At 60.6% G+C, this 18,762-nt stretch carries 14 protein-coding genes; 4 read left to right on the top strand and 10 right to left on the bottom strand.

Annotation, left to right across the window (positions count from 1 at the left end; translation table 11 throughout):
* Positions 1-6 precede the first annotated feature (6 nt).
* Together ACIQWS_RS04105 and gnd are read right to left on the bottom strand one after the other, a co-directional pair.
* On the bottom strand, positions 7-1,002 hold the full coding sequence (locus ACIQWS_RS04105; protein ID WP_403170452.1) for an OmpA family protein: 996 nt from the start codon (positions 1,000-1,002) through the stop codon (positions 7-9).
* A gap of 337 nt (positions 1,003-1,339) precedes the next feature.
* Positions 1,340-2,362, bottom strand: a complete 1,023-nt coding sequence (gene gnd, locus ACIQWS_RS04100) for a phosphogluconate dehydrogenase (NAD(+)-dependent, decarboxylating) (RefSeq protein ID WP_346306516.1) — start codon at positions 2,360-2,362, stop codon at positions 1,340-1,342.
* A 333-nt stretch (positions 2,363-2,695) separates the two neighbouring features.
* Here gnd and ACIQWS_RS04095 point away from each other — a divergent pair, with 333 nt between their 5' ends.
* Entirely contained in the window at positions 2,696-3,730 is a 1,035-nt protein-coding gene (locus ACIQWS_RS04095; RefSeq protein ID WP_346306517.1) for a calcium:proton antiporter, read from the top strand.
* On the opposite strand, the gene ACIQWS_RS04090 is transcribed toward ACIQWS_RS04095, so the two are convergent.
* On the bottom strand, positions 3,720-4,619 hold the full coding sequence (locus ACIQWS_RS04090) for a LysR family transcriptional regulator (protein WP_403170448.1): 900 nt from the start codon (positions 4,617-4,619) through the stop codon (positions 3,720-3,722). The two genes, ACIQWS_RS04095 and ACIQWS_RS04090, sit on opposite strands and share 11 nt — an antisense overlap.
* Before the next feature lie 175 nt (positions 4,620-4,794).
* Here ACIQWS_RS04090 and ACIQWS_RS04085 point away from each other — a divergent pair, with 175 nt between their 5' ends.
* A complete protein-coding gene (locus ACIQWS_RS04085; RefSeq protein WP_403170445.1) occupies positions 4,795-6,003 on the top strand; it encodes an MFS transporter in 1,209 nt (402 codons plus the stop codon).
* Between the two features lie 51 nt (positions 6,004-6,054).
* Here the strand turns inward: ACIQWS_RS04085 and ACIQWS_RS04080 are convergent, their stop codons facing one another.
* The 7 genes from ACIQWS_RS04080 to ACIQWS_RS04050 form a co-directional block, all read right to left on the bottom strand.
* Positions 6,055-6,807 (bottom strand): polysaccharide deacetylase family protein, encoded by a 753-nt coding sequence (locus tag ACIQWS_RS04080; RefSeq protein WP_374042736.1) that lies wholly within the window; start codon positions 6,805-6,807, stop codon positions 6,055-6,057.
* A gap of 89 nt (positions 6,808-6,896) precedes the next feature.
* A complete protein-coding gene (ppdK, locus tag ACIQWS_RS04075; protein WP_403170441.1) occupies positions 6,897-9,560 on the bottom strand; it encodes a pyruvate, phosphate dikinase in 2,664 nt (887 codons plus the stop codon).
* A gap of 174 nt (positions 9,561-9,734) precedes the next feature.
* A complete protein-coding gene (smc, locus tag ACIQWS_RS04070) occupies positions 9,735-13,193 on the bottom strand; it encodes a chromosome segregation protein SMC (protein ID WP_403170438.1) in 3,459 nt (1,152 codons plus the stop codon).
* A gap of 72 nt (positions 13,194-13,265) precedes the next feature.
* Positions 13,266-13,970 carry a DsbA family protein gene (locus ACIQWS_RS04065; RefSeq protein ID WP_346307053.1) on the bottom strand — a complete coding sequence of 235 codons (705 nt, stop codon included), beginning with the start codon at positions 13,968-13,970 and terminating at the stop codon, positions 13,266-13,268.
* A 138-nt stretch (positions 13,971-14,108) separates the two neighbouring features.
* Positions 14,109-14,609: a DUF721 domain-containing protein gene (locus tag ACIQWS_RS04060; protein ID WP_223611516.1), complete on the bottom strand. Its 501-nt coding sequence runs from the start codon at positions 14,607-14,609 to the stop codon at positions 14,109-14,111.
* 33 nt (positions 14,610-14,642) lie between these two features.
* The gene (locus tag ACIQWS_RS04055; protein ID WP_346307054.1) at positions 14,643-15,617 is read right to left on the bottom strand and encodes an SDR family NAD(P)-dependent oxidoreductase; all 975 of its coding nucleotides are present in this window, start codon (positions 15,615-15,617) and stop codon (positions 14,643-14,645) included.
* A 27-nt stretch (positions 15,618-15,644) separates the two neighbouring features.
* Positions 15,645-16,955 (bottom strand): O-antigen ligase family protein, encoded by a 1,311-nt coding sequence (locus ACIQWS_RS04050; RefSeq protein WP_403170432.1) that lies wholly within the window; start codon positions 16,953-16,955, stop codon positions 15,645-15,647.
* An 87-nt stretch (positions 16,956-17,042) separates the two neighbouring features.
* Between ACIQWS_RS04050 and mutY the strand changes: the two genes are divergently transcribed.
* Together mutY and ACIQWS_RS04040 are read left to right on the top strand one after the other, a co-directional pair.
* On the top strand, positions 17,043-18,122 hold the full coding sequence (gene mutY / locus ACIQWS_RS04045; RefSeq protein WP_346307056.1) for an A/G-specific adenine glycosylase: 1,080 nt from the start codon (positions 17,043-17,045) through the stop codon (positions 18,120-18,122).
* On the top strand, positions 18,119-18,730 hold the full coding sequence (locus ACIQWS_RS04040) for an HAD family phosphatase (protein WP_346307057.1): 612 nt from the start codon (positions 18,119-18,121) through the stop codon (positions 18,728-18,730). Before mutY ends, ACIQWS_RS04040 begins: the two co-directional genes overlap by 4 nt.
* Positions 18,731-18,762 lie beyond the last annotated feature (32 nt).

The following is an 18,762-nucleotide window of genomic DNA, read 5'->3' as shown; positions in this document are numbered from 1 at the left end:
CCAGTGCTACTGGCGATGAAGTTCCACCCGGCGGTTCTTGGCCCGTCCGGCTTCGTCGTCATTCGATGCGACAGGCGACTGCAAGCCCTCTCCCTTCGCCTTGAGACGGCTCGCCGAAACACTGTAGGTACTGACCAGATCGGCGACAACCGCATCGGCCCGCGCCTTCGACAACTGCATGTTGAAGTCAGCACCGCCAATATTGTCGGTATGGCCAACCACATCGAGTTTCTCGTTCGGCTGATCCTTCAGGAACTTGGCGATTTCATCAAGGCTCGGGCGCGACTCCGGCTTGATTGACGCCTTGTTGAAGTCGAAATGAATACCGTAGAGCAGAACCTTGCCGGCCGTATCGAGGCTCTTGCTGATCTGCGAGGCGGACACCACGACCATCTGGTCGGTCAGGTTGCCGACCTGCAGGGAGTCGAGGCGGATATAAACCTGACCCTTGACCGCATCGAATTCCGGCACATAGCCATCCTCGAATTCGATGACGTAGAGCGCGATGTAGGTTTTGACGCCGCCTTCTTCCTTGACGGCCGCCACATAACGCGCCTCGTCCGGGCTGTAGCCGAAAAGCTGGCCGCCGGGGCCCTTTTCGCCAAAGACGTTCTCCAGTTGATAGGTGTCGGCCTGCTTGGCCTGGAACAGGACCTTGTAGCCCGCCGATTGCAGATCGTTCAGGTAGTTGCGGAACACTTCGGCCGAGGAAGGTCCGGCAGGGACGGAATAGACGTTCTGCGTGAGGCGGCCTTCCAGTGCTTCCTTGCTGGCAAAATCCGACTTGGCGGAGTCATCCTCGTTCTTGACCCACTTTCCGGTCGGCAGGGTATATTCCGCGAAGTTGCGCGCATCGCACAACATGATCGATGACCCTTCAAAGCGCTTGATACCGGGGAAATCCTTGCAGCCCGGCTTGTCTGCCGCATGGGCCGACGATGCGATGAAAACGGCCATGAACATAAGTGCCGCGAAGACTCCACTGCAGAGTTTCGATGTCATGAGTATCTCCAAAATGATGTGACGCTGTTGCACTGCTGGCCTGAAACCTTGGACCAACCGCACTACGGGATTGCTTTATAATAATACAAAAATCATTTCGCAATACACAAAACATATCCCGTTTTCACCATTGAATGATCAATCGCCAAACCAGATTTGGCGATTCTATAGGCGTTTTGTCACAGCATTAATACATGCGGGATGCCCGTCTTCCGCCAGGAAGAATGTCTAAACAAATAGCAAAATACAAAAACAATAGTTCGAAATTCTAGCGCGATGTACGGACAACTCCGCTCCGGCCCCCTATCGGGACCGGAGCGGAGCTGCGCACGGGGCCTCAGGTTTTGGAAGCGGGTTTCTCCACATGGCCGCCAAACTCGCTGCGCATGGCCGACAGCACCTTGTTGGCGAAGTCGGCATTGCCGCGCGAGCTGAAGCGCTCCTGCAGCGCCGCGCTGAGAACCGGCGTGGGTACGGCCTCGTCAATAGCGGCGATGGCCGTCCAACGCCCCTCGCCCGAATCCGAAACACGCCCCTGGAAATTCGACAGGGTCGGATCGTCGTTCAGGGCGTCGGCGGTCAAATCCAGCAGCCAGGAGCTTATCACGCTGCCGCGACGCCAGACCTCGGCGATCTGCGGCAGGTCGAAACTGTATTGATAATGCTCGGGATGCAGGAGTGGCGTGGTTTCCGCGTCCACCTCATGCGAGCGCAGGCCGATATCCGCATTGCGCAGGATGTTCAGGCCTTCCGCATAGGCCGCCATCAAACCGTATTCGATGCCGTTATGGACCATTTTGACGAAGTGGCCGGCACCATTGGCGCCGCAATGCAGATAACCGAGCGGCGCCGTGCTCTTGCCCGGCGCAGCGACGGCTGGCGCGGCCGGGTCATTGCCGCCCGGCGCCAGCGAGGCGAATACGGGCGAGAGATGCTCTACCACGTCCTTTTCGCCACCGATCATCAGGCAATAGCCGCGCTCCAGTCCGAAGACACCGCCGCTGGTGCCGACGTCGACATAGTGCAGGCCTTTTGTCTTCAGCTCGCCGCCGCGGCGGATATCGTCGTGATAATAGGAATTGCCGCCATCGATGAGGATATCGCCCGCCTCGAGCAACGGCACGAGCTTGGCGAGAACGCTGTCGACAACGGCGGCGGGCAGCATCAGCCAGATGGCGCGCGGCTTGGCCAGAAGCGAGACGAACTCCTCCAGCACGACCGTTCCGGTCGCGCCCTGTTTTTGCAGGTCCGCCATGCTTTCGGCACGGGTGTCGTGAACCACGAGGGCGTGACCACGCTTCATGAGGCGCTGCGCCATGTTGGCGCCCATGCGCCCTAACCCAATCATGCCAAGCTGCATTTCATTCTCCTTGGAGTGTTTGCAATCCGTCGGGGGAGCCCGCGGGCTCCTCATCGGGAGCAAGTTAGGCAGACAGGACCACGGACACAAGCAAGCGTTGCGTCATAAGCGCGTGATAGCAGCGGCCAAGGCATGAGCGAGTATCGGTTGGCAGAGCGAAATCTTTGATAAAGCGTCAGAAAACGGTAAAATCGCCGATAATTTCCTGTATAGGTTCTGCAAGACGAAACGATACCTCAACCCGATGAAGGAGGGCCGATGATATCCGGATGGATCAGACTGATTGTAGCTTGGGCAACTGTGGGTGCCTTTCTTGTTTTCGGATATGGCTGGATGGCCGATCTGAGTTCGGTGATGAAAGCTTCGTTTCTGTTTGTCTGGCTGTTCGGCGTCATCATCTGGTCGGCCTTCGGCGTCGTGCATGAGGCGGAGGAACTGGCGGAACTGCTGGGCGAACCGCTCGGAACGCTCATTCTCACCCTCTCCATCGTCATCATCGAAGTGGTGCTGATCAGCGCCGTGATGCTGAGTTCGGATGCACCGACGCTCGGCCGCGACACGATGTTCGCGGTGCTGATGATCGTTTTGAACGGCGTGGTCGGCCTTGGCCTGCTCATCGGCGGGCTGCGTTACGGCCAGCAGGGCTACAATCTGCAGGGCGCGGCATCCTATCTCATCGTCATCATTCCGCTGACGGTCATCCCGCTGATCCTGCCGAACTTCACGGTTTCCACCAGCAATGGCTCCCTCACCGTGGTTCAATCGGTGTTCTTCTCGATTTTCACCATTGCCCTCTATGTGATTTTCATTGTGCTGCAGACGGGACGACACCGCGACTTCTTCGTTTATCCCAAGGGAGATGAAGACGTTCTGCAGGCATCGCCCGAGGCCGAAGCGCCGCATGCGAAACCTGCCGGGTCGATTGGCGGCCACACGCTGCTGCTGATCCTGAACATCCTGCCGATCGTGCTGCTGTCAAAGAGCCTGGCCTCGCTGCTCGACCATGGCATTGCCAGCTTCGGCGCGCCCACCGCACTTGGTGGCCTGCTCATCGCCGCCATCGTCTTCACGCCGGAAGCCATCACCGCGCTTCGCGCCGTTTCCGGCAATGAGCTGCAGCGCGCGGTCAACCTGTGCCTGGGTGCGGCAACCTCGACCGTCGGCCTGACCGTGCCGGCCGTGCTTGCCATCAGCCTGTTCACCGGCCAGACCGCCATTCTCGGCCTGTCATCCACCGAAATGACCCTGCTGGCGGTGACACTGATCCTCAGCACCCTGACCTTTTCCGGCCTGCGCACGACGGTGCTCGAAGGTGCGGTGCATCTGATGATCTTCTTCGTCTATCTCGTGTTGATCTTCAGCCCCTGACCGGCGCAAGATCGAGGTGTTCGGCGACGAAATCGACGAACACCCGCAGCTTGGGTGAGAGATAGCGGCTCGACGGCCAGAGCACGCGGAACGTGCCGGAAAACGGGATGAAGTCATCGAGAACGCTGACCAGCGTTCCAGACCGCAGCTCGTCCATGATGGTGAAATCCGGCAGGCAGGCGATGCCAAGCCCCTCCTGCGCCATGTGGATCTGCGGTGCCGACGTGTTGCAGACGAGGGTCGCGGGCAGGTCAAGTTCCACATCCCTGCCATTGCGGGACAGCGGCCAGAGTTGCAATTTCCCGGTGGTCGGATAGCGGTAAAACAGGCAATGATGCCGCGTCAGGTCCTCCGGCACTTCCGGTGTTCCCATGCGCGCGAAATAGTCCGGTGATCCAACGAGGCGCTTGCGGAACGAGCCGAGCACCCGGGTCATCAGCCGCGAATCATTCGGCTCGCCGGTGCGCAGGACCGCGTCGAAGCCGTCCTCGATCACATCGACCAGCCGGTCGGAGCAGTCAATGTCCAGCTCGATGTCGGGATAGGCGCGCATGAAGGCGGAAAGCACCGGCATCATCAACCGGTCCGCAATCGGCATGCTGACACGCAACCTGCCGCGCGGCGCCTCATTGGCCTGCGACAATTCCAGTTCGGCCGCCTCGATCTCGCAGAAAATGCGACGGCACCGCTCCAGGAACAGCGAGCCTTCGGGCGTCAGCGTGATGCTGCGCGTGCTGCGGTGAAAAAGCCGGGCACCAAGCCGTTCCTCCAGCCGCGCAATCGATTTGCCGATGGCAGAGGGGGAAACGCCGAGGTGGCGGCCGGCGGCCACGAAACTGCGGTATTCGGCGGCCTGCACGAAAGCATTCCATGAGCCCAGATTGTCCATCGACATCACCTCTTCATTGCCGACAAAAATGTCGCTTGTGAAAGGAACTATAGCCTGTTTTTCCGTTTTGCGAAGATGAGTACGTTCGGCTTCCCATCGCAGGTGTGAAGCTTTGCACCGTAAAGGCATCACCTCTCCGCCTGCCCAACCCCTTACCTATTGACCAGGCAAAGACATGACATCGATCACAACATCGCTGGACGAGGCTCCTCCCGCCTCCTCCTTCCGGCTGCCGCTCAGCGGCCTGCTTGCCCTTGCAGCAGCCGGTTTCATCACCGTCCTCACCGAAGCGCTGCCGGCGGGCCTGCTGCCCCAGATGGGCGCCAGTCTGGCAGTGCCCGAATCGCTGGTGGGCCAGCTTGTCACCATCTACGCGCTCGGCTCCCTCATCGCCGCCATCCCGCTGACCGCAGCCACACGCGGATGGCGACGCAAGCCACTGCTGCTCAGCGCCATCGCCGGATTTGCCATCGTCAACACGATCACGGCGGTTTCCACCAGCTACACGCTCACGCTCGGCGCCCGGTTCTTTGCGGGCGTCTTTGCCGGTCTGCTCTGGGCGCTGGTTGCCGGTTATGCCGGGCGCATGGTGCCCGACCACATGAAAGGCAAGGCCATGGCCGTCGCCATGCTCGGCGCGCCCGTCGCGCTGTCCCTCGGCGTGCCCGCCGGGACATTTCTGGGCGCGTTTGTCGGCTGGCAGTACACATTCGGCATCATGAGCGGGCTGACGGTGCTGCTGGTTGGCTGGACCATCTGGAAATTGCCGGATTTTCCCGGCCAGGAAGCGGGCAGGCAATTGCCGATCTCCGGCGTCTTCGCCATTCCCGGCGTCAAGGCGGTGCTGTTTGTCACGCTGACCTATGTGGTGGCCCATAACGTGCTCTATACCTATATCGCGCCGTTTCTGGTTCCCGCCGGGCTCGCCGGAAGCATCGACAAGGTGCTGTTCGTCTTTGGCCTGTCCGCCATTCTCGGCACCTGGATGATCGGCCTGATGATCGACCGCTGGTTGCGCGAACTCACGTTGATCTGCATCGCGGCCTTTGCCGTGGCGGCCGTACTCCTTGCCATCTGGTCCGCCAACAGCACGATGGTCTATCTCAGCTTCGCCATCTGGGGTGTGACCTATGGCGGCGTGCCGACCCTGTTCCAGACCGCATCGGCCAAAACCGCGGGCGATGCGGCGGATGTCGCGCAATCGATGATCGTCACTGTCTGGAACATCGGCATTGCCGGCGGCGGCATCATCGGCGGCTTCCTCCTGGAAACAACCGGCGTCACCTCGTTCTCATGGGTGCTGCTGGTACTGCTCGCCCTGGCCTTCATCGCGGCCGTCCAGGCACGAAGCCACGGCTTTCCGGCTGCCATAACAGCAGCATGAATGCGATTGTGAGAAAGCAAAACCGGCGGCGGTCTTTCGCTGCCGGTTTGATCAGACCCCGGAGCGCACCGGCTGCGCGGAAACGGTCACATCCTGCAGGCGCACGAAGCGAAAACCCTTTTGCTGCAGGGCCAAAACACCTTTGGCAACACCGGCACCGGCCACCCGGCCCGGCTGGTTGATATGGGCAATGATGACATCGCCATCCTTGGCAGCGGCAATGCGCTTTTCCACCAGTCCGGCCATCAGCGAGGCACCCATATCGGCATTGAGCGAATAACCGGCCACCCGGTAGCCCATCTCATGGATGATGCGGATACCGTTTTCGCTGTAGCGGGCGGTCGCATCGCGATACCAGACCGGCTTGGCGACGGAGGCTTTCAGCATGGCGTCGACACCGCCCTGGATTTCACTGCGGATGGCGGCTTCCGAGCCCGCCGTCTTCAATCCGAACATGGTGGGCTGGTTGTCGATGGCCGGGATATGGTTGAAGCCGTGATTTTCCAGTTCGAACAGGTCGGGATGCGCCTTCATGACCGCAAGCGCCTCGGCATTGTGCCGCATCCAGCGGGCGGTGACGAAGATCGTTGCCGGGATGCGGTTTTCGACCAGCGTATTGAGAATGCGCAGGTCCGTCTGCCCGGAACAGGCATCCAGCGTCAGGGCCACCTGCGGCGCCGCGGCGCCGCCCTTGGCAATATAAAGCTTCGGCTCGACGAATGGCGCCGGATGATCCCCGGCCGTTGCGATCCCCGCAGGCGTGACGAGAAGAAGAGCAGCGATGATGGCAGAAGCTGAGCGCACGGTGTTTACCAATCTTGAGAATTGCCCGCAGATACACGCGCAGATCACGTCCAAAATGCGGCACCGGCCCTGCCAGCAGGGCCGAGGCGCTATTTTTGCTTGGCCGAGGCCTGTGCCGCCGCCAGGCGCGCGATCGGCACGCGGAACGGCGAGCAGGAGACATAGTCAAGGCCGGTTTCTTCGCAGAAGTGAATGGAAGCCGGATCGCCGCCATGTTCACCGCAGATGCCCAGCTTGATATCCGGTCGGGTTGTCTTGCCCTTTTCCACGGCAATGCGCACCAGTTCGCCGACGCCGTCCACATCAATGGAGACGAACGGATCCTGCTGGATGATACCCTTCATCTGATAGGTCATCAGGAAGGCGGATGCATCGTCGCGCGAAATACCGAAGGTTGTCTGCGTCAGATCGTTGGTGCCGAAGGAGAAGAACTCCGCCACCTCGGCAATCGAATGCGCACGCACCGCAGCGCGCGGCAGTTCGATCATCGTGCCGACGAGGTAATTGATCTTGATATCCGCTTCCTTCATCACGTCAGCGGCGACCGCATCGATGCGGGCCTTGACGAAATCAAGTTCGGCACGCAGGCCAACCAGCGGCACCATGATTTCCGGCTCGACCGGGGCGCCGGTGACTTCCGCCGCCCGCACGGCGGCTTCGAAAATCGCCCGCACCTGCATTTCGGCAATTTCCGGATAGGAAATGGCGAGGCGGCAGCCGCGATGACCGAGCATCGGGTTGAATTCATGCAGGCTGTCGGTGCGCTCGCGCAGCTTCTCCGGGCTGACATTCATGACGGCCGCAACTTCCGCGATTTCCTCTTCCGTCTTCGGCAGGAATTCGTGCAGCGGCGGGTCAAGCAACCGGATCGTCACGGGAAGGCCGTTCATGATTTCGAACAGCTCCTTGAAATCGGCGCGCTGCATCGGCAACAGCTTGTCGAGCGCGGCGCGGCGGCCCTTCTCGCTGTCGGCCAGGATCATTTCGCGCATGGCAATGATGCGCTCGCCGTCAAAGAACATATGCTCGGTGCGGCAAAGACCGATGCCCTCGGCCCCGAACGAGCGCGCCATGCGCGCATCATTCGGCGTTTCGGCATTGGCACGCACCTTCATGCGGCGCGTCGTGTCGGCCCATTCCATGATCTTGGCGAAATCGCCGGAGAATTCCGGCTGCAGCATGGGAACGGCGCCCTTGAGCACCTGGCCGATACCGCCATCGATGGTGATGATGTCGCCCTTCTTCAAAAGCACGCCGGCGGCCAGCAGGGTTTCATTGCGGTAATCGACACGCAGGGAACCCGCACCGGAGACGCAGGGCTTGCCCATGCCGCGCGCCACCACGGCCGCGTGGCTGGTCATGCCGCCGCGGGTGGTCAGGATGGCTTCGGCGGCGTGCATGCCGTGAATGTCTTCCGGGCTGGTTTCGATGCGCACGAGGATGGCCTTGCGGCCTTCCGACTTCAGCTGTTCGGCATCTTCCGACGAGAACACGATCTCACCCGTCGCCGCGCCCGGCGATGCCGGAAGCCCGCTGCCGATGACATTGCGCTTGGCCGAAGGATCGATTGTGGGATGCAGCAGCTGATCGAGCGAAGCCGGATCAATACGCAGAACCGCTTCTTCCCGCGTGATCAGGCCTTCATTTGCCATTTCAACGGCGATTTTCAAGGCGGCCTTGGCGGTCCGCTTGCCGGATCGCGTCTGCAGCATCCACAGCTTGCCGTTCTCGATGGTGAATTCGAGATCCTGCATGTCGGTGTAATGCTTTTCCAGCCGGTCCGACACGGCGCAGAATTCGGCAAAGGCGGCCGGCATCAGCTTTTCCAGCGACGGCTTGTCGGAACCGGCGGCAATGCGCGCGTCTTCCGTGATGTTCTGCGGCGTCCTGATGCCCGCAACCACGTCTTCGCCCTGCGCATTGACGAGAAACTCGCCATAGAGCTTCTTTTCGCCGGTCGACGGATTGCGTGTGAAGGCAACGCCCGTTGCCGAACGCTCGCCCATATTGCCGAACACCATGGCCTGGATATTGACGGCCGTGCCCCAGCTTTCCGGGATGTTGTGCAGGCGGCGATAGGTGATGGCTCGCGTGTTCATCCAGCTGGAGAAAACAGCGCCGATCGCGCCCCAAAGCTGCTTTTCCGGGTCCTGCGGGAATGGCTCTTCCAGCTCTTCCTCGATCTTGGCCTTGTAAAGGTCGATGATGCCCTTCCAGTCGTCGGCCGAGAGCGCCGTATCGATCTCGACGCCGAGATTGGCCTTGGTATCCTCGAGGATTTCTTCGAAGACCGAATGGTCGAGCCCCATGACCACGTCGGAATACATCTGGATGAAACGGCGGTAGCTGTCATAGGCAAAGCGCGGATCGCCGGATTCGCGGGCGATGGCTTCGACGGTCTGATCATTGAGGCCGAGATTGAGCACGGTGTCCATCATGCCCGGCATGGAAGCGCGGGAGCCGGAACGCACGGACACCAGCAGCGGCTTGGACGGGTCGCCGAAATCGCGGCCCGTCACCGCAGCGATATGGCCAAGCGCCTTCTTGACGTCGGCTTCGAGCGCATCAGGATAACGATGGCCATTGTCATAGAACCAGCTGCAGACCTCGGACGTGATGGTAAATCCGGGCGGGACCGGCAGCCCGAGTGCGCACATCTCGGCCAGATTGGCCCCCTTGCCGCCCAGAAGGTTGCGATCGCCGGCAGAGCCTTCCGCCTTGCCGTCACCGAATGTGTAAACCCACTTCACCATTGCAGCCTCCCATGCCGCCGTCCACGCGCCGCAAAGCGCTGAAGAAGGTCTATTCGATAGGTTCGTGAAGCACCACCAAAAAATGCTGCATTGCACCATTCAAATCGATTAGCAGAGTAAATCCGCGTTAATCTTTGAAATCCTTCGTCATTTCAAGCTTGAAGCAGTCTGGTATCAGCTCGCCTCGCGCAGTTGCTCGGCGGTCTGGAGATCGACCGACACCAGCTGGCTGACGCCCTGCTCGGCCATGGTGACACCGAAGAGACGGTTCATGCGCGCCATGGTGATCGGGTTGTGGGTGATGACAACAAAACGCGTTTCCGTTGATGCCGCCATTTCGTCCATCAGGTTGCAGAAGCGCTCGACATTGTGATCGTCGAGCGGCGCGTCCACCTCGTCCAGCACGCAGATCGGCGCCGGGTTGGTCAGGAACACCGCAAAGATCAGCGCCATTGCGGTCAGGGCCTGCTCGCCGCCGGACAAGAGCGTCATGGTCTGCGGCTTCTTGCCGGGCGGACGGGCAAGGATTTCAAGACCGGCTTCCAGCGGATCTTCCGATTCAATCAATTGCAGCTCCGCCGTGCCGCCCCCGAACAGATGCGTGAACAGGCGCTGGAACTGCGCATTCACTACTTCGAACGCGGCAAGCAGCCGTTCGCGCCCCTCGCGGTTGAGGCTCTGGATCGCCTGGCGCAGTTTCTTGACCGCCTCGATGATGTCTTCGCGTTCGCTGACAATCGCCTCAAGCCGCGCCGACAACTCTTCCTGCTCCTCCTCGGCCCGCAGGTTGACGGCACCGAGGCGCTCGCGCTCGATCTTCAGCCGTTCCAGATTGCGGTCCGTCGCATCGACATCCGGCAAGGGATCGTTGGGGCCAAGGCCGGTCAGCTTCATCGCTTCATGCGGCGCGCAATTGAGGGCTTCGGCAATGCGGGTTTCGGCGTCATGACGGCGTTCCTGTGCCGCAGCAAGGCGCTCTTCCGACCGGGCCCGGCCTTCACGCGCCGTGGCCAGCGCCTGAATGGCATCGGTGGCGGCACGGTCGAGTTCCTGCTGGCGTGCTTCGGCGACAGCCAAGCGGTCACCGGCTTCCTTGCGCAACGCTTCCGCTTGCGAGAGCTGCGACAGCAGCGCCCGGTTGCGCTCGGCAATTTCATCCGGCGCATCGACCAGATCGGCAAATTCTTCTTCCGCTTCCTGTCGCCGTTCGGTCAAAGATTCGATCTGGCGGTCGGCATTCAGCGCGCGGTCGTTCCAGCTCCTGCGTTCAAAACCGATGGACTCCAGCCGCCGCATGCGGTTCTCGGCCTCGCGGCGCAAGCCCTCATGCACGGCACGTGTCTCGGCGAGCGCCGCCCGGTCGGTCATGACTTCGGTGGTCAGCTGGCTGAGCCGGTTATTGACCTCTTCCAGATCCGGCGCGCGGGCGAGCCGGTCTTCTGCCTCAAGGAACTGTTCCTGTGTTTCTTCAAGCGTTTCGGCGAGGCGGGCCTTGCCCTCGTCCAAAGCGGCGCGGCGGCTGGAAAGCTGGCCTGCAGCCCGTTCGGCTGATGCAAGCGCCTCGCGCGCATCGCTGACGGCGCGCTGCATGGCGCGCCAGTGATCGCGAGCCATTCGCTCGTTCTCGACCGATTGCCGCACAGCAGCTTCGGCCGCAGCGATCGCTGCTTCCGCCTCGCGCAGGCGCTTCGTCGCTTCGACAACTTCGATATCCAGCTCGGCGAGGCGGTTTTTCTGGGCCAGACGCTGTGCCGCCGGTGTCGGTGCATCAGCGCTTGCCGTATAGCCATCCCAGCGCCACAGCGCACCGGAACGGCTGACCAGCCGCTGACCCGGCTTCAGCGATGCCTGAATGCGCGCGCCATCCGCCTCGTCGACAATGCCGATCTGGGCAAGACGGCGGGCAAGCTGGCGCGGCGCCTTGACGACACTGGCAAGGGTTTTCAGCCCGGCTGGCAGTGCGGGATCATCACCGGCACCATCAATATCGCCCCAGAAAACCGGAGCGCTGCGATCCAGCGGGGCATCGAGATCTTCACCAAGGGCCGCACCGAGCGCGATTTCAAACCCCTTTTCCACCTTCACCGCTTCGACAACGGCGGGAAACAGGTCCGACCCGCCGACATTGATCATATTGGCCAAGGTGCGGGCTTCAGTCTCGATGCGGTTGAGATTGCTGCGGGCGTCCTGCACCGGCTGGCGCAACTGCGCTTCCGTGCGGCGCGCCGTCTCGACGGCCGCTTCCGCCGCCAAAGCGCCTTCCTCAGCCTGTTCGAGCGTGGCTTCGGCTGTTTCAACCAGCGCCTGCTTCTCGATGGGATCGGCAAGCGCCGCAATCTGCGCTGTTATGGCGGAGAGATCGCGCTCCACATCGCCCATCTGGCGGGCAAGGCGGTCACGGCGTTCGGTGCTTTCGCGCAAATTGCGCTCGATCTGCGCCCGTTCGGCGGTGGCTTCGGCGCGTTCAGCCGTTACCTTGGCAAGGGCTGCTTCGCTCTCCCGGAGCTTGGCATCGGCCCGTTCAAAATCGGCGCGGGTTGCCAGTTCGTGTTCGCCCGCATTGGCGTTGTCCTGGTTGAGCGAACGCTCTTCCGCGTCGAGACGCGCCAGAATATCGGCATTGTCGCGCACCATCTGCTCTTCGCGAGCAATATCGGCGGTAAGCTGCGCCAGCCGCTTTTCCAGCTCCGACTGGCGGGCACGGATACGCTGGGCCTCTTCCTCGATCTGCGAACGGGCGATGGTCAGGCGCTGCAGGGCTGCGGCAGCCTTGGCTTCCGCCTCACGCAGATCCGGCAGCTTGTGCGCGCCGATCGCCTGTTCCTTGGCCGCGTTCATCTGAACCTGGGCGAAATCGCCAACGCCTGATGTCGCAGCAGACAAAGCCGACTGCGCCTCGGCCTCCTGATGTTTGGCGACCGCCCACTTCAGATGCAGGAGGATCGCTTCGGAACGGCGGATATCCGCCGACAGGCTCTTGAAGCGATTGGCCTGACGCGATTGCCGTTTCAGGCTTTCGATCTGGGTTTCCAGCTCGCCGACGACGTCTTCCAGCCGCTCCAGATTTTGTTCCGCTGCCCGCAGGCGCAGTTCCGCCTCGTGGCGGCGGGTGTGCAGGCCGGATATGCCGGCAGCTTCTTCGAGAAGTGCCCGGCGGGCCTGCGGCTTGGCCTGGATAAGTTCGCCAATGCGGCCCTGACCGACCATGGATGGCGACCGGGCGCCGGTCGACTGGTCGGCGAACAGCAGCTGCACGTCCTTGGCGCGGGCATCCTTGCCGTTGATGCGGTAAACCGAACCCGCCTCACGTTCGATACGGCGCGACACCTGCAATTCATCGGCATCGTTGAAGGTTGCCGGGGCGCTGCGGTCGTGATTGTCGAGAAAGAGCGTGACTTCGGCCGTATTGCGCGACGGGCGCGTGCCGGAGCCGGAGAAAATGACGTCATCCATGCCGGATGCGCGCATGTTCTTGTAGGAGCTTTCGCCCATGACCCAGCGCAAGGCTTCCACGAGATTGGATTTGCCGCAGCCATTGGGGCCGACAACGCCGGTCAATCCGCTTTCAATGACGAATTCGGCGGGTTCGACGAAGGATTTGAAACCGAGGAGTCGGAGTTTCGTGAAGCGCATCAGAGGCCCTTCCCGCACAAAACCGCAAGGGCGGACGCGGCAAGGCGTCCGCCTGAATTCAGCAGGCAGCTATCAGAGTAGACCGTCGATAATCGCTGACATTTCGTCAACCGATAGGGCTCCTGCATATTTCGTGCCGTTGATGAAGAAGGTCGGCGTTGCATTGACGCCGAAATCCTTGGCTCCGCGGTCACGCGATGCATTCACATCATCCAGAAGTTTTTGGTTCGTCAAGCAAGCGTTGAACGACTCCTGTGTAAAACCGGCCAATTTGGAGATTTGCATCAAAGGTTCTACTGCATTTGCCGATGCGGCCCACTGTTCCTGCTGTTTGAACAGCACATCAACAAGCGGATAGTAGCGGTCTTCCGGGGCGCAGCGGGCGAGCATGAAGGCAGCGGCAGCGCGCGGATCGAACGGGAATTCGCGCAGGATGAGCTTGGCCTTGCCCGTATCGATGTATTTTTCCTTGATCGTCGGCAGCGTGGCAACGGTGAAGTGCGCACAATGCGGGCAGGTCATGGAAGCGTATTCGATGATGGTGACCGGAGCGTCGGCCTTGCCCATCACGATATCCTTGAGCGGACCCTGCTCCATCAGCTTGGCCTGATCGACCTTCCCGGCGGATTCCGGGATCTTGACGGCGCCGGGCACCGGCGTCGCGGCAGGCTTGGCCGCATCTTCTGACCATGCCGGGTTGCCCGCTGTCACAGCGAGCGCCGCCGTCGATACGGCCGCGAGGGTCAGAATGTTTCGGCGTGTCAGCATGTCAGTCATAAGGATCACCTGTCTCCGGTGTTGATTATGCGTTGTTTGACTCCGTAGAGCCCTATGGCAGTCTCTTTAAGGCAGAGCTTGCCATCTGTCTTTGAATTTTTCGTGATCTGAACGGGATAAAATCAGGCAGAACGTGTTTCAGCGCTTGATCTTTTCCGCGTGGATGCTTTGCCCGAGCCGTTCCAGCGCCTCGCGCAGGCTATCGTCCTCGATGGCTTCGACGACGCGACTGATCTTCCCCCTGGTTGCCGCATCGACCGGCGGCAATGCACGCCGCTTCGGCGCGGGCAGCGTGATGGCCTTCTGCTCGATCTTGATGCGGCCGACTGCGGCAAAGCCGAGAAAGGCATTGACCCGGCTGATGATTTCACCGGTCTCGTGCTGGATGCGCATGGCGGTGAACCCCTGGCAGGCAATCACCAGCGTCGCCGGCTGGAACGGGTCGTCCTCATGCGCACGGCGCGGCCACAGGAGCTTCAACGGGCGGGACTGGTCACCAAGAGCGGGGCCAACCACTTCTTCCCAAGCCTGAACAAGCTCTATCGTGATCCCGGCGCGCTTGCGCAGGACTGGATCGAGCACGCCCGATGCGGGATCGGCCAATGGCCGGAATCCCCTTTGCTTGCGGTCATCGCTCATTATATCGGTTGCCCCGCGTGTGGAATGGAAGCGTCAGCGGCCATTATAGCCGCGAAACCACTCAACAAACAGGGGAATACCCTCCTCCAGCGTCGTCTTCGGGCAAAAGCCCAGATCGCGCGTGGCAAGGTCGATATCCGCATAGGTGCGCTCGACATCCGCCGGGGGCATTGGCTCGAACTTTTTGACGGCTTCGCGGCCCACAGCCTGCTCGATGATTTCGATAAAGCGCAGCAGGGCCACCGGATTGTTGTTACCGAGATTGTAGACCGGTGCGGTTTGCGCCGGATTGGACAGGATGCGGTTCACCGCACCAAGCACGCCGCTGACAATATCATCGATGAAGGTGAAATCGCGCGCCATCTTGCCGTGATTGTATACTTTGATCGGCTCGCCCTTTGAAATGGCGTCCGTGAACAGCCATGGCGCCATGTCAGGACGGCCATAGGGGCCATAAACCGTGAAGAAGCGCAGGCCGGTCGAAGCGATCTTGTGGACGTGCGCATAGGAGTAGGCCAGCAGCTCCGCCGAGCGCTTTGTCGCCGCATAGACGGAAACCGGATTATTGACCGGATCGCTCTCGGAAAACGGCACCTTGGTATTGGCGCCATAAACCGACGACGAACTTGCATAGACAACCGGCGGCTGCTTCGGCATCACGCGGGCCTGTTCAAACACAGTCACCTGTCCCTGAACATTGGCATCGACATAGGCGGCGGGATTTTCCACGGAGTAGCGCACACCCGCCTGAGCCGCCAGATGCACGATCACATCGGCATCCATGTCACCGGCAATCGCGGCGCGCAATTCTTCCGGTCTGGCAATATTGGCACGGGCAAAGCGGATATTGGCGAGGCTTCCTAGCGCCAACAGGCGGGTCTCCTTGAGGGCGACCTGATAATAATCATTGAGGTTGTCGATGGCGATGACCTCAAAGCCTTCCCTGGCGAGCCGCCTTGCCACGTGAAAGCCGATAAAGCCTGCCGCTCCGGTAACAATCGCTTTCATGTCAGAACTTTATCCTCAACCCTTTTATCATGCCACTAGTGCAGCCTTGTCCTGTTCGGCGCGGTCCGCGATTTCCCGCACCGACAGATAGGGTGTCGGACCGGAAATCGTGCAAATGAGCAGCGTCACGTAGATGAAGACCGCATCGGTCGCGTCGTGCCCGAACATGATGCCAAACATTCCCGTGATCACATAAGCCGTCACGAGCAGCAAGGAAAGCGCCGTCGTCAAATCCCGCCCGGGTCCGGGTTCCTTCAGGCGCGCGGCGACAATGGGTGCCGACAACAGCAGAAGCAGCGCCAGGACCCCCAGCACCCCACCATCGACTGCCGCATTCAAAAAGCCATTATGGACATGCGTGAACAGCATGTATTTCTCGGGAGGCAGATCCAAAGCCCTGTTGACCGACTGCATGCGGTTTTGCGGGCCCTGTCCGACAAGCGGTGACGCGAGAAATGCCTTTTCAGCGCCGCTCCACAACAGGAGCCGGGCACTCAGCGAGCTGATGTTGTTGGGATCTTCGTCCAGCTGTACGATGTCGGTCTGCAGCGCGCTGTAGCGGTCCATGATCTTCGGGACTGCCGCGAGAGCCACGACCACGAGCAAAAGCGCCATCAATAATTTAACGGTTCGATTGATCGACGGCAGCGTCTGGCCGCGCAGGTACCAGAACAGGATGGCACAGTGAAACGGGATGACCAGCCAGGCCGACCGGGTGCCGGAAAGGAACACGCAGACCAGCCCGCAGGTGAAGCCCGCAACCGCAATCAGCCGTTCGGTTTTGCTTTGCGAGTGGACATTGAGCAGGGCGATGCTGCCGAACAGCACGGCAAAAAGCCCGAAAACCGCAGCATTGCCCGCACCGCCGGTGGCACGGCTCTCATGCAGGAGCATCTGGACCACGCTGTAAATCAGGGCGCCGATCATTCCGATGCCCGCGCCGGTCACGAAGAATGGACCGATACGCCCGTCGAGACTCACCCTCAGTCTGGGGATAATGGCCCAGACCGCCAGGAACGGGATCATCTTCAAGAGATATTCAGCACCCTTCGCCAGATTCGGGCTGAGAAGCACGACGAAAACCGTCACCAGGACATAGGCGGTAAAAATCCAGCCGATAATGCGGTCCTGGCGCGTCATCTGCCAGGGAAAGCGCCGCAGGACCAGAGAAATTATCGCCCAGAGGAAGGCGCAGACCAGCGTTACCGAGGTTCCGCTGACCAGCAAGCCGGGAAAAAGTGCAAACAGGAAAGTGAAGATGCGATTGTTGCGATCAATACCGACGAGACGCCCTTTTGTGGGTAGCAGCAGGGCGTTGGTCAACTGAGCTGGGAACATTTATGAATCCGAATGTTCTTGAATTTACTTTCGCAACCGTTTCATGAGAAATGTCACTTCACTTCCCTGTAAAGCAGTTTTGAATTGATGCAACCAATAACGAATGAACTGCTCGCCTGGTATGATAGCCATCATCGCATTTTACCCTGGCGCATAACGCCGGGGGATCACAAGTCCGGAATTGTAGCTAATCCCTACCGCATCTGGCTGTCGGAAATCATGCTTCAGCAGACGACGGTCGAGGCGGTAAAACCCTATTTCCTGACCTTCATACGCAAGTGGCCGACGGTGATGGACCTGGCCGCCGCCAGCCAGGATGACGTGATGCGCGCCTGGGCCGGGCTCGGCTATTATTCCCGCGCGCGCAACCTGAAAAAGTGCGCCGATATCGTGGCAGCGGACTTCGGCGGGCATTTTCCCGCCGATCTTGCCGGGCTCAAATCATTGCCGGGAATCGGCGATTATACGGCAGCGGCCATCGCATCCATTGCCTTCGGCATGCCGATTGCCGTTGTCGACGGCAATGTCGAGCGTGTCATCACGCGCCTCTATGCCCTGTCGACGCCCCTGCCCGCGGCGAAGCCCGAAATCCGGCGGCTGATGCAGTTGCTGACCCCCGGCAAAAGACCGGGTGATTTTGCGCAGGCGATGATGGACCTCGGCGCAACCATCTGCACGCCCAAGCGGCCGGCCTGCGTGATCTGCCCCCTCAACGACAATTGCGAGGCACTGAAAACCACGGACCCGGAGTTTTTCCCGGTGAAGGCGCCCAAAAAGGACAAACCTGTTCGCCTTGGTGCGGCGTTCATCGCCGTTTCCGCCGATGGCGAAGTCTATCTGCGCGGGCGGGCTCAAACGGGATTGCTCGGCGGTATGACCGAGGTGCCGACGACGGAATGGACCTCCCGAATCGACGGCGAAACGGGTATCGATGCGGCTCCCTTCGGTGCGCAATGGGTACCCAGCGGCACAATAACCCATATTTTCACGCATTTTGAGCTGCGCCTGACGATCTACGCGGCCCGTAATGTGCAAAAGCCGGCCGGCAGGGATGGCTGGTGGATCAGCGTGGAGAATCTGGACAATGAGGCATTGCCGACGGTGATGAAAAAAGCCATTGCTGCCGCAATACCGGATGCTTTCGAGAAAAGAAGGAAAGAGGCATGACACCCGTCAAACACATCGTTTTCGACATCGGCCAGGTTCTTATTCACTATGATCCCGATGTTGCTTTCCGCAGTGTCATTCCGGATGCGGCCGAACGCAAATGGTTCTTCGACAATGTCTGCACACACGCCTGGAACATCGAACAGGACCGCGGCCGCAAATGGGCCGATGCCGAAGCCCTGCTGATCGCCGATTTTCCCGACCGCGAGCACCAGATCCGCGCCTTCCGGCAGAACTGGCACCAGATGATCACCCATAGTATCGATGACAGCGTCGTCATCATGCGCCAGCTGATCGCCGACGGGCACGATGTGACGATGCTGACGAATTTCGCCTCCGATACGCTGCGCGAAGCTTGGCAGCGTTTCCCGTTCCTGACGGAAAGCCGCGGCGTGACCATCTCCGGCGATATCGGCCTGATCAAGCCTGACAAGGCGATCTATGACCACCACGTCGCAACATTCGGCGTGGATCCCGCCGCCACGCTTTTCATCGATGACAGCGCCAAGAATGTCGCCGGGGCGCAGGCCGCCGGATGGCAGTCGGTGCAATTCATCGATCCGCAAACGCTGCGCGCTGACCTCAACCGCCTCGGCATCCGCGTCTGATCCGCTGCACACAACGAAACGCCCAAGGTCTA

Origin of the sequence: Phyllobacterium sp. NPDC097923 (genome assembly GCF_044760925.1) — a bacterium.
Classification (GTDB): domain Bacteria; phylum Pseudomonadota; class Alphaproteobacteria; order Rhizobiales; family Rhizobiaceae; genus Phyllobacterium; species Phyllobacterium calauticae.
Note: the sequence above shows the minus strand (reverse complement) of the source record. Positions and strands in the feature narration are given on the sequence as shown.

Coding starts and splice junctions, on each gene's coding strand:
- ACIQWS_RS04050 (WP_403170432.1), bottom strand. CDS start 16,955: ATGTTCCCAGCTCAGTTGACCAACGCCCTGCTGCTACCCACAAAAGGG.
- ACIQWS_RS04085 (WP_403170445.1), top strand. CDS start 4,795: ATGACATCGATCACAACATCGCTGGACGAGGCTCCTCCCGCCTCCTCC.
- gnd (WP_346306516.1), bottom strand. CDS start 2,362: ATGCAGCTTGGCATGATTGGGTTAGGGCGCATGGGCGCCAACATGGCG.
- ACIQWS_RS04090 (WP_403170448.1), bottom strand. CDS start 4,619: ATGGACAATCTGGGCTCATGGAATGCTTTCGTGCAGGCCGCCGAATAC.
- smc (WP_403170438.1), bottom strand. CDS start 13,193: ATGCGCTTCACGAAACTCCGACTCCTCGGTTTCAAATCCTTCGTCGAA.
- ppdK (WP_403170441.1), bottom strand. CDS start 9,560: ATGGTGAAGTGGGTTTACACATTCGGTGACGGCAAGGCGGAAGGCTCT.
- ACIQWS_RS04105 (WP_403170452.1), bottom strand. CDS start 1,002: ATGACATCGAAACTCTGCAGTGGAGTCTTCGCGGCACTTATGTTCATG.
- ACIQWS_RS04065 (WP_346307053.1), bottom strand. CDS start 13,970: ATGACTGACATGCTGACACGCCGAAACATTCTGACCCTCGCGGCCGTA.
- ACIQWS_RS04095 (WP_346306517.1), top strand. CDS start 2,696: ATGGCCGATCTGAGTTCGGTGATGAAAGCTTCGTTTCTGTTTGTCTGG.
- mutY (WP_346307056.1), top strand. CDS start 17,043: ATGCAACCAATAACGAATGAACTGCTCGCCTGGTATGATAGCCATCAT.
- ACIQWS_RS04055 (WP_346307054.1), bottom strand. CDS start 15,617: ATGAAAGCGATTGTTACCGGAGCGGCAGGCTTTATCGGCTTTCACGTG.
- ACIQWS_RS04060 (WP_223611516.1), bottom strand. CDS start 14,609: ATGAGCGATGACCGCAAGCAAAGGGGATTCCGGCCATTGGCCGATCCC.
- ACIQWS_RS04040 (WP_346307057.1), top strand. CDS start 18,119: ATGACACCCGTCAAACACATCGTTTTCGACATCGGCCAGGTTCTTATT.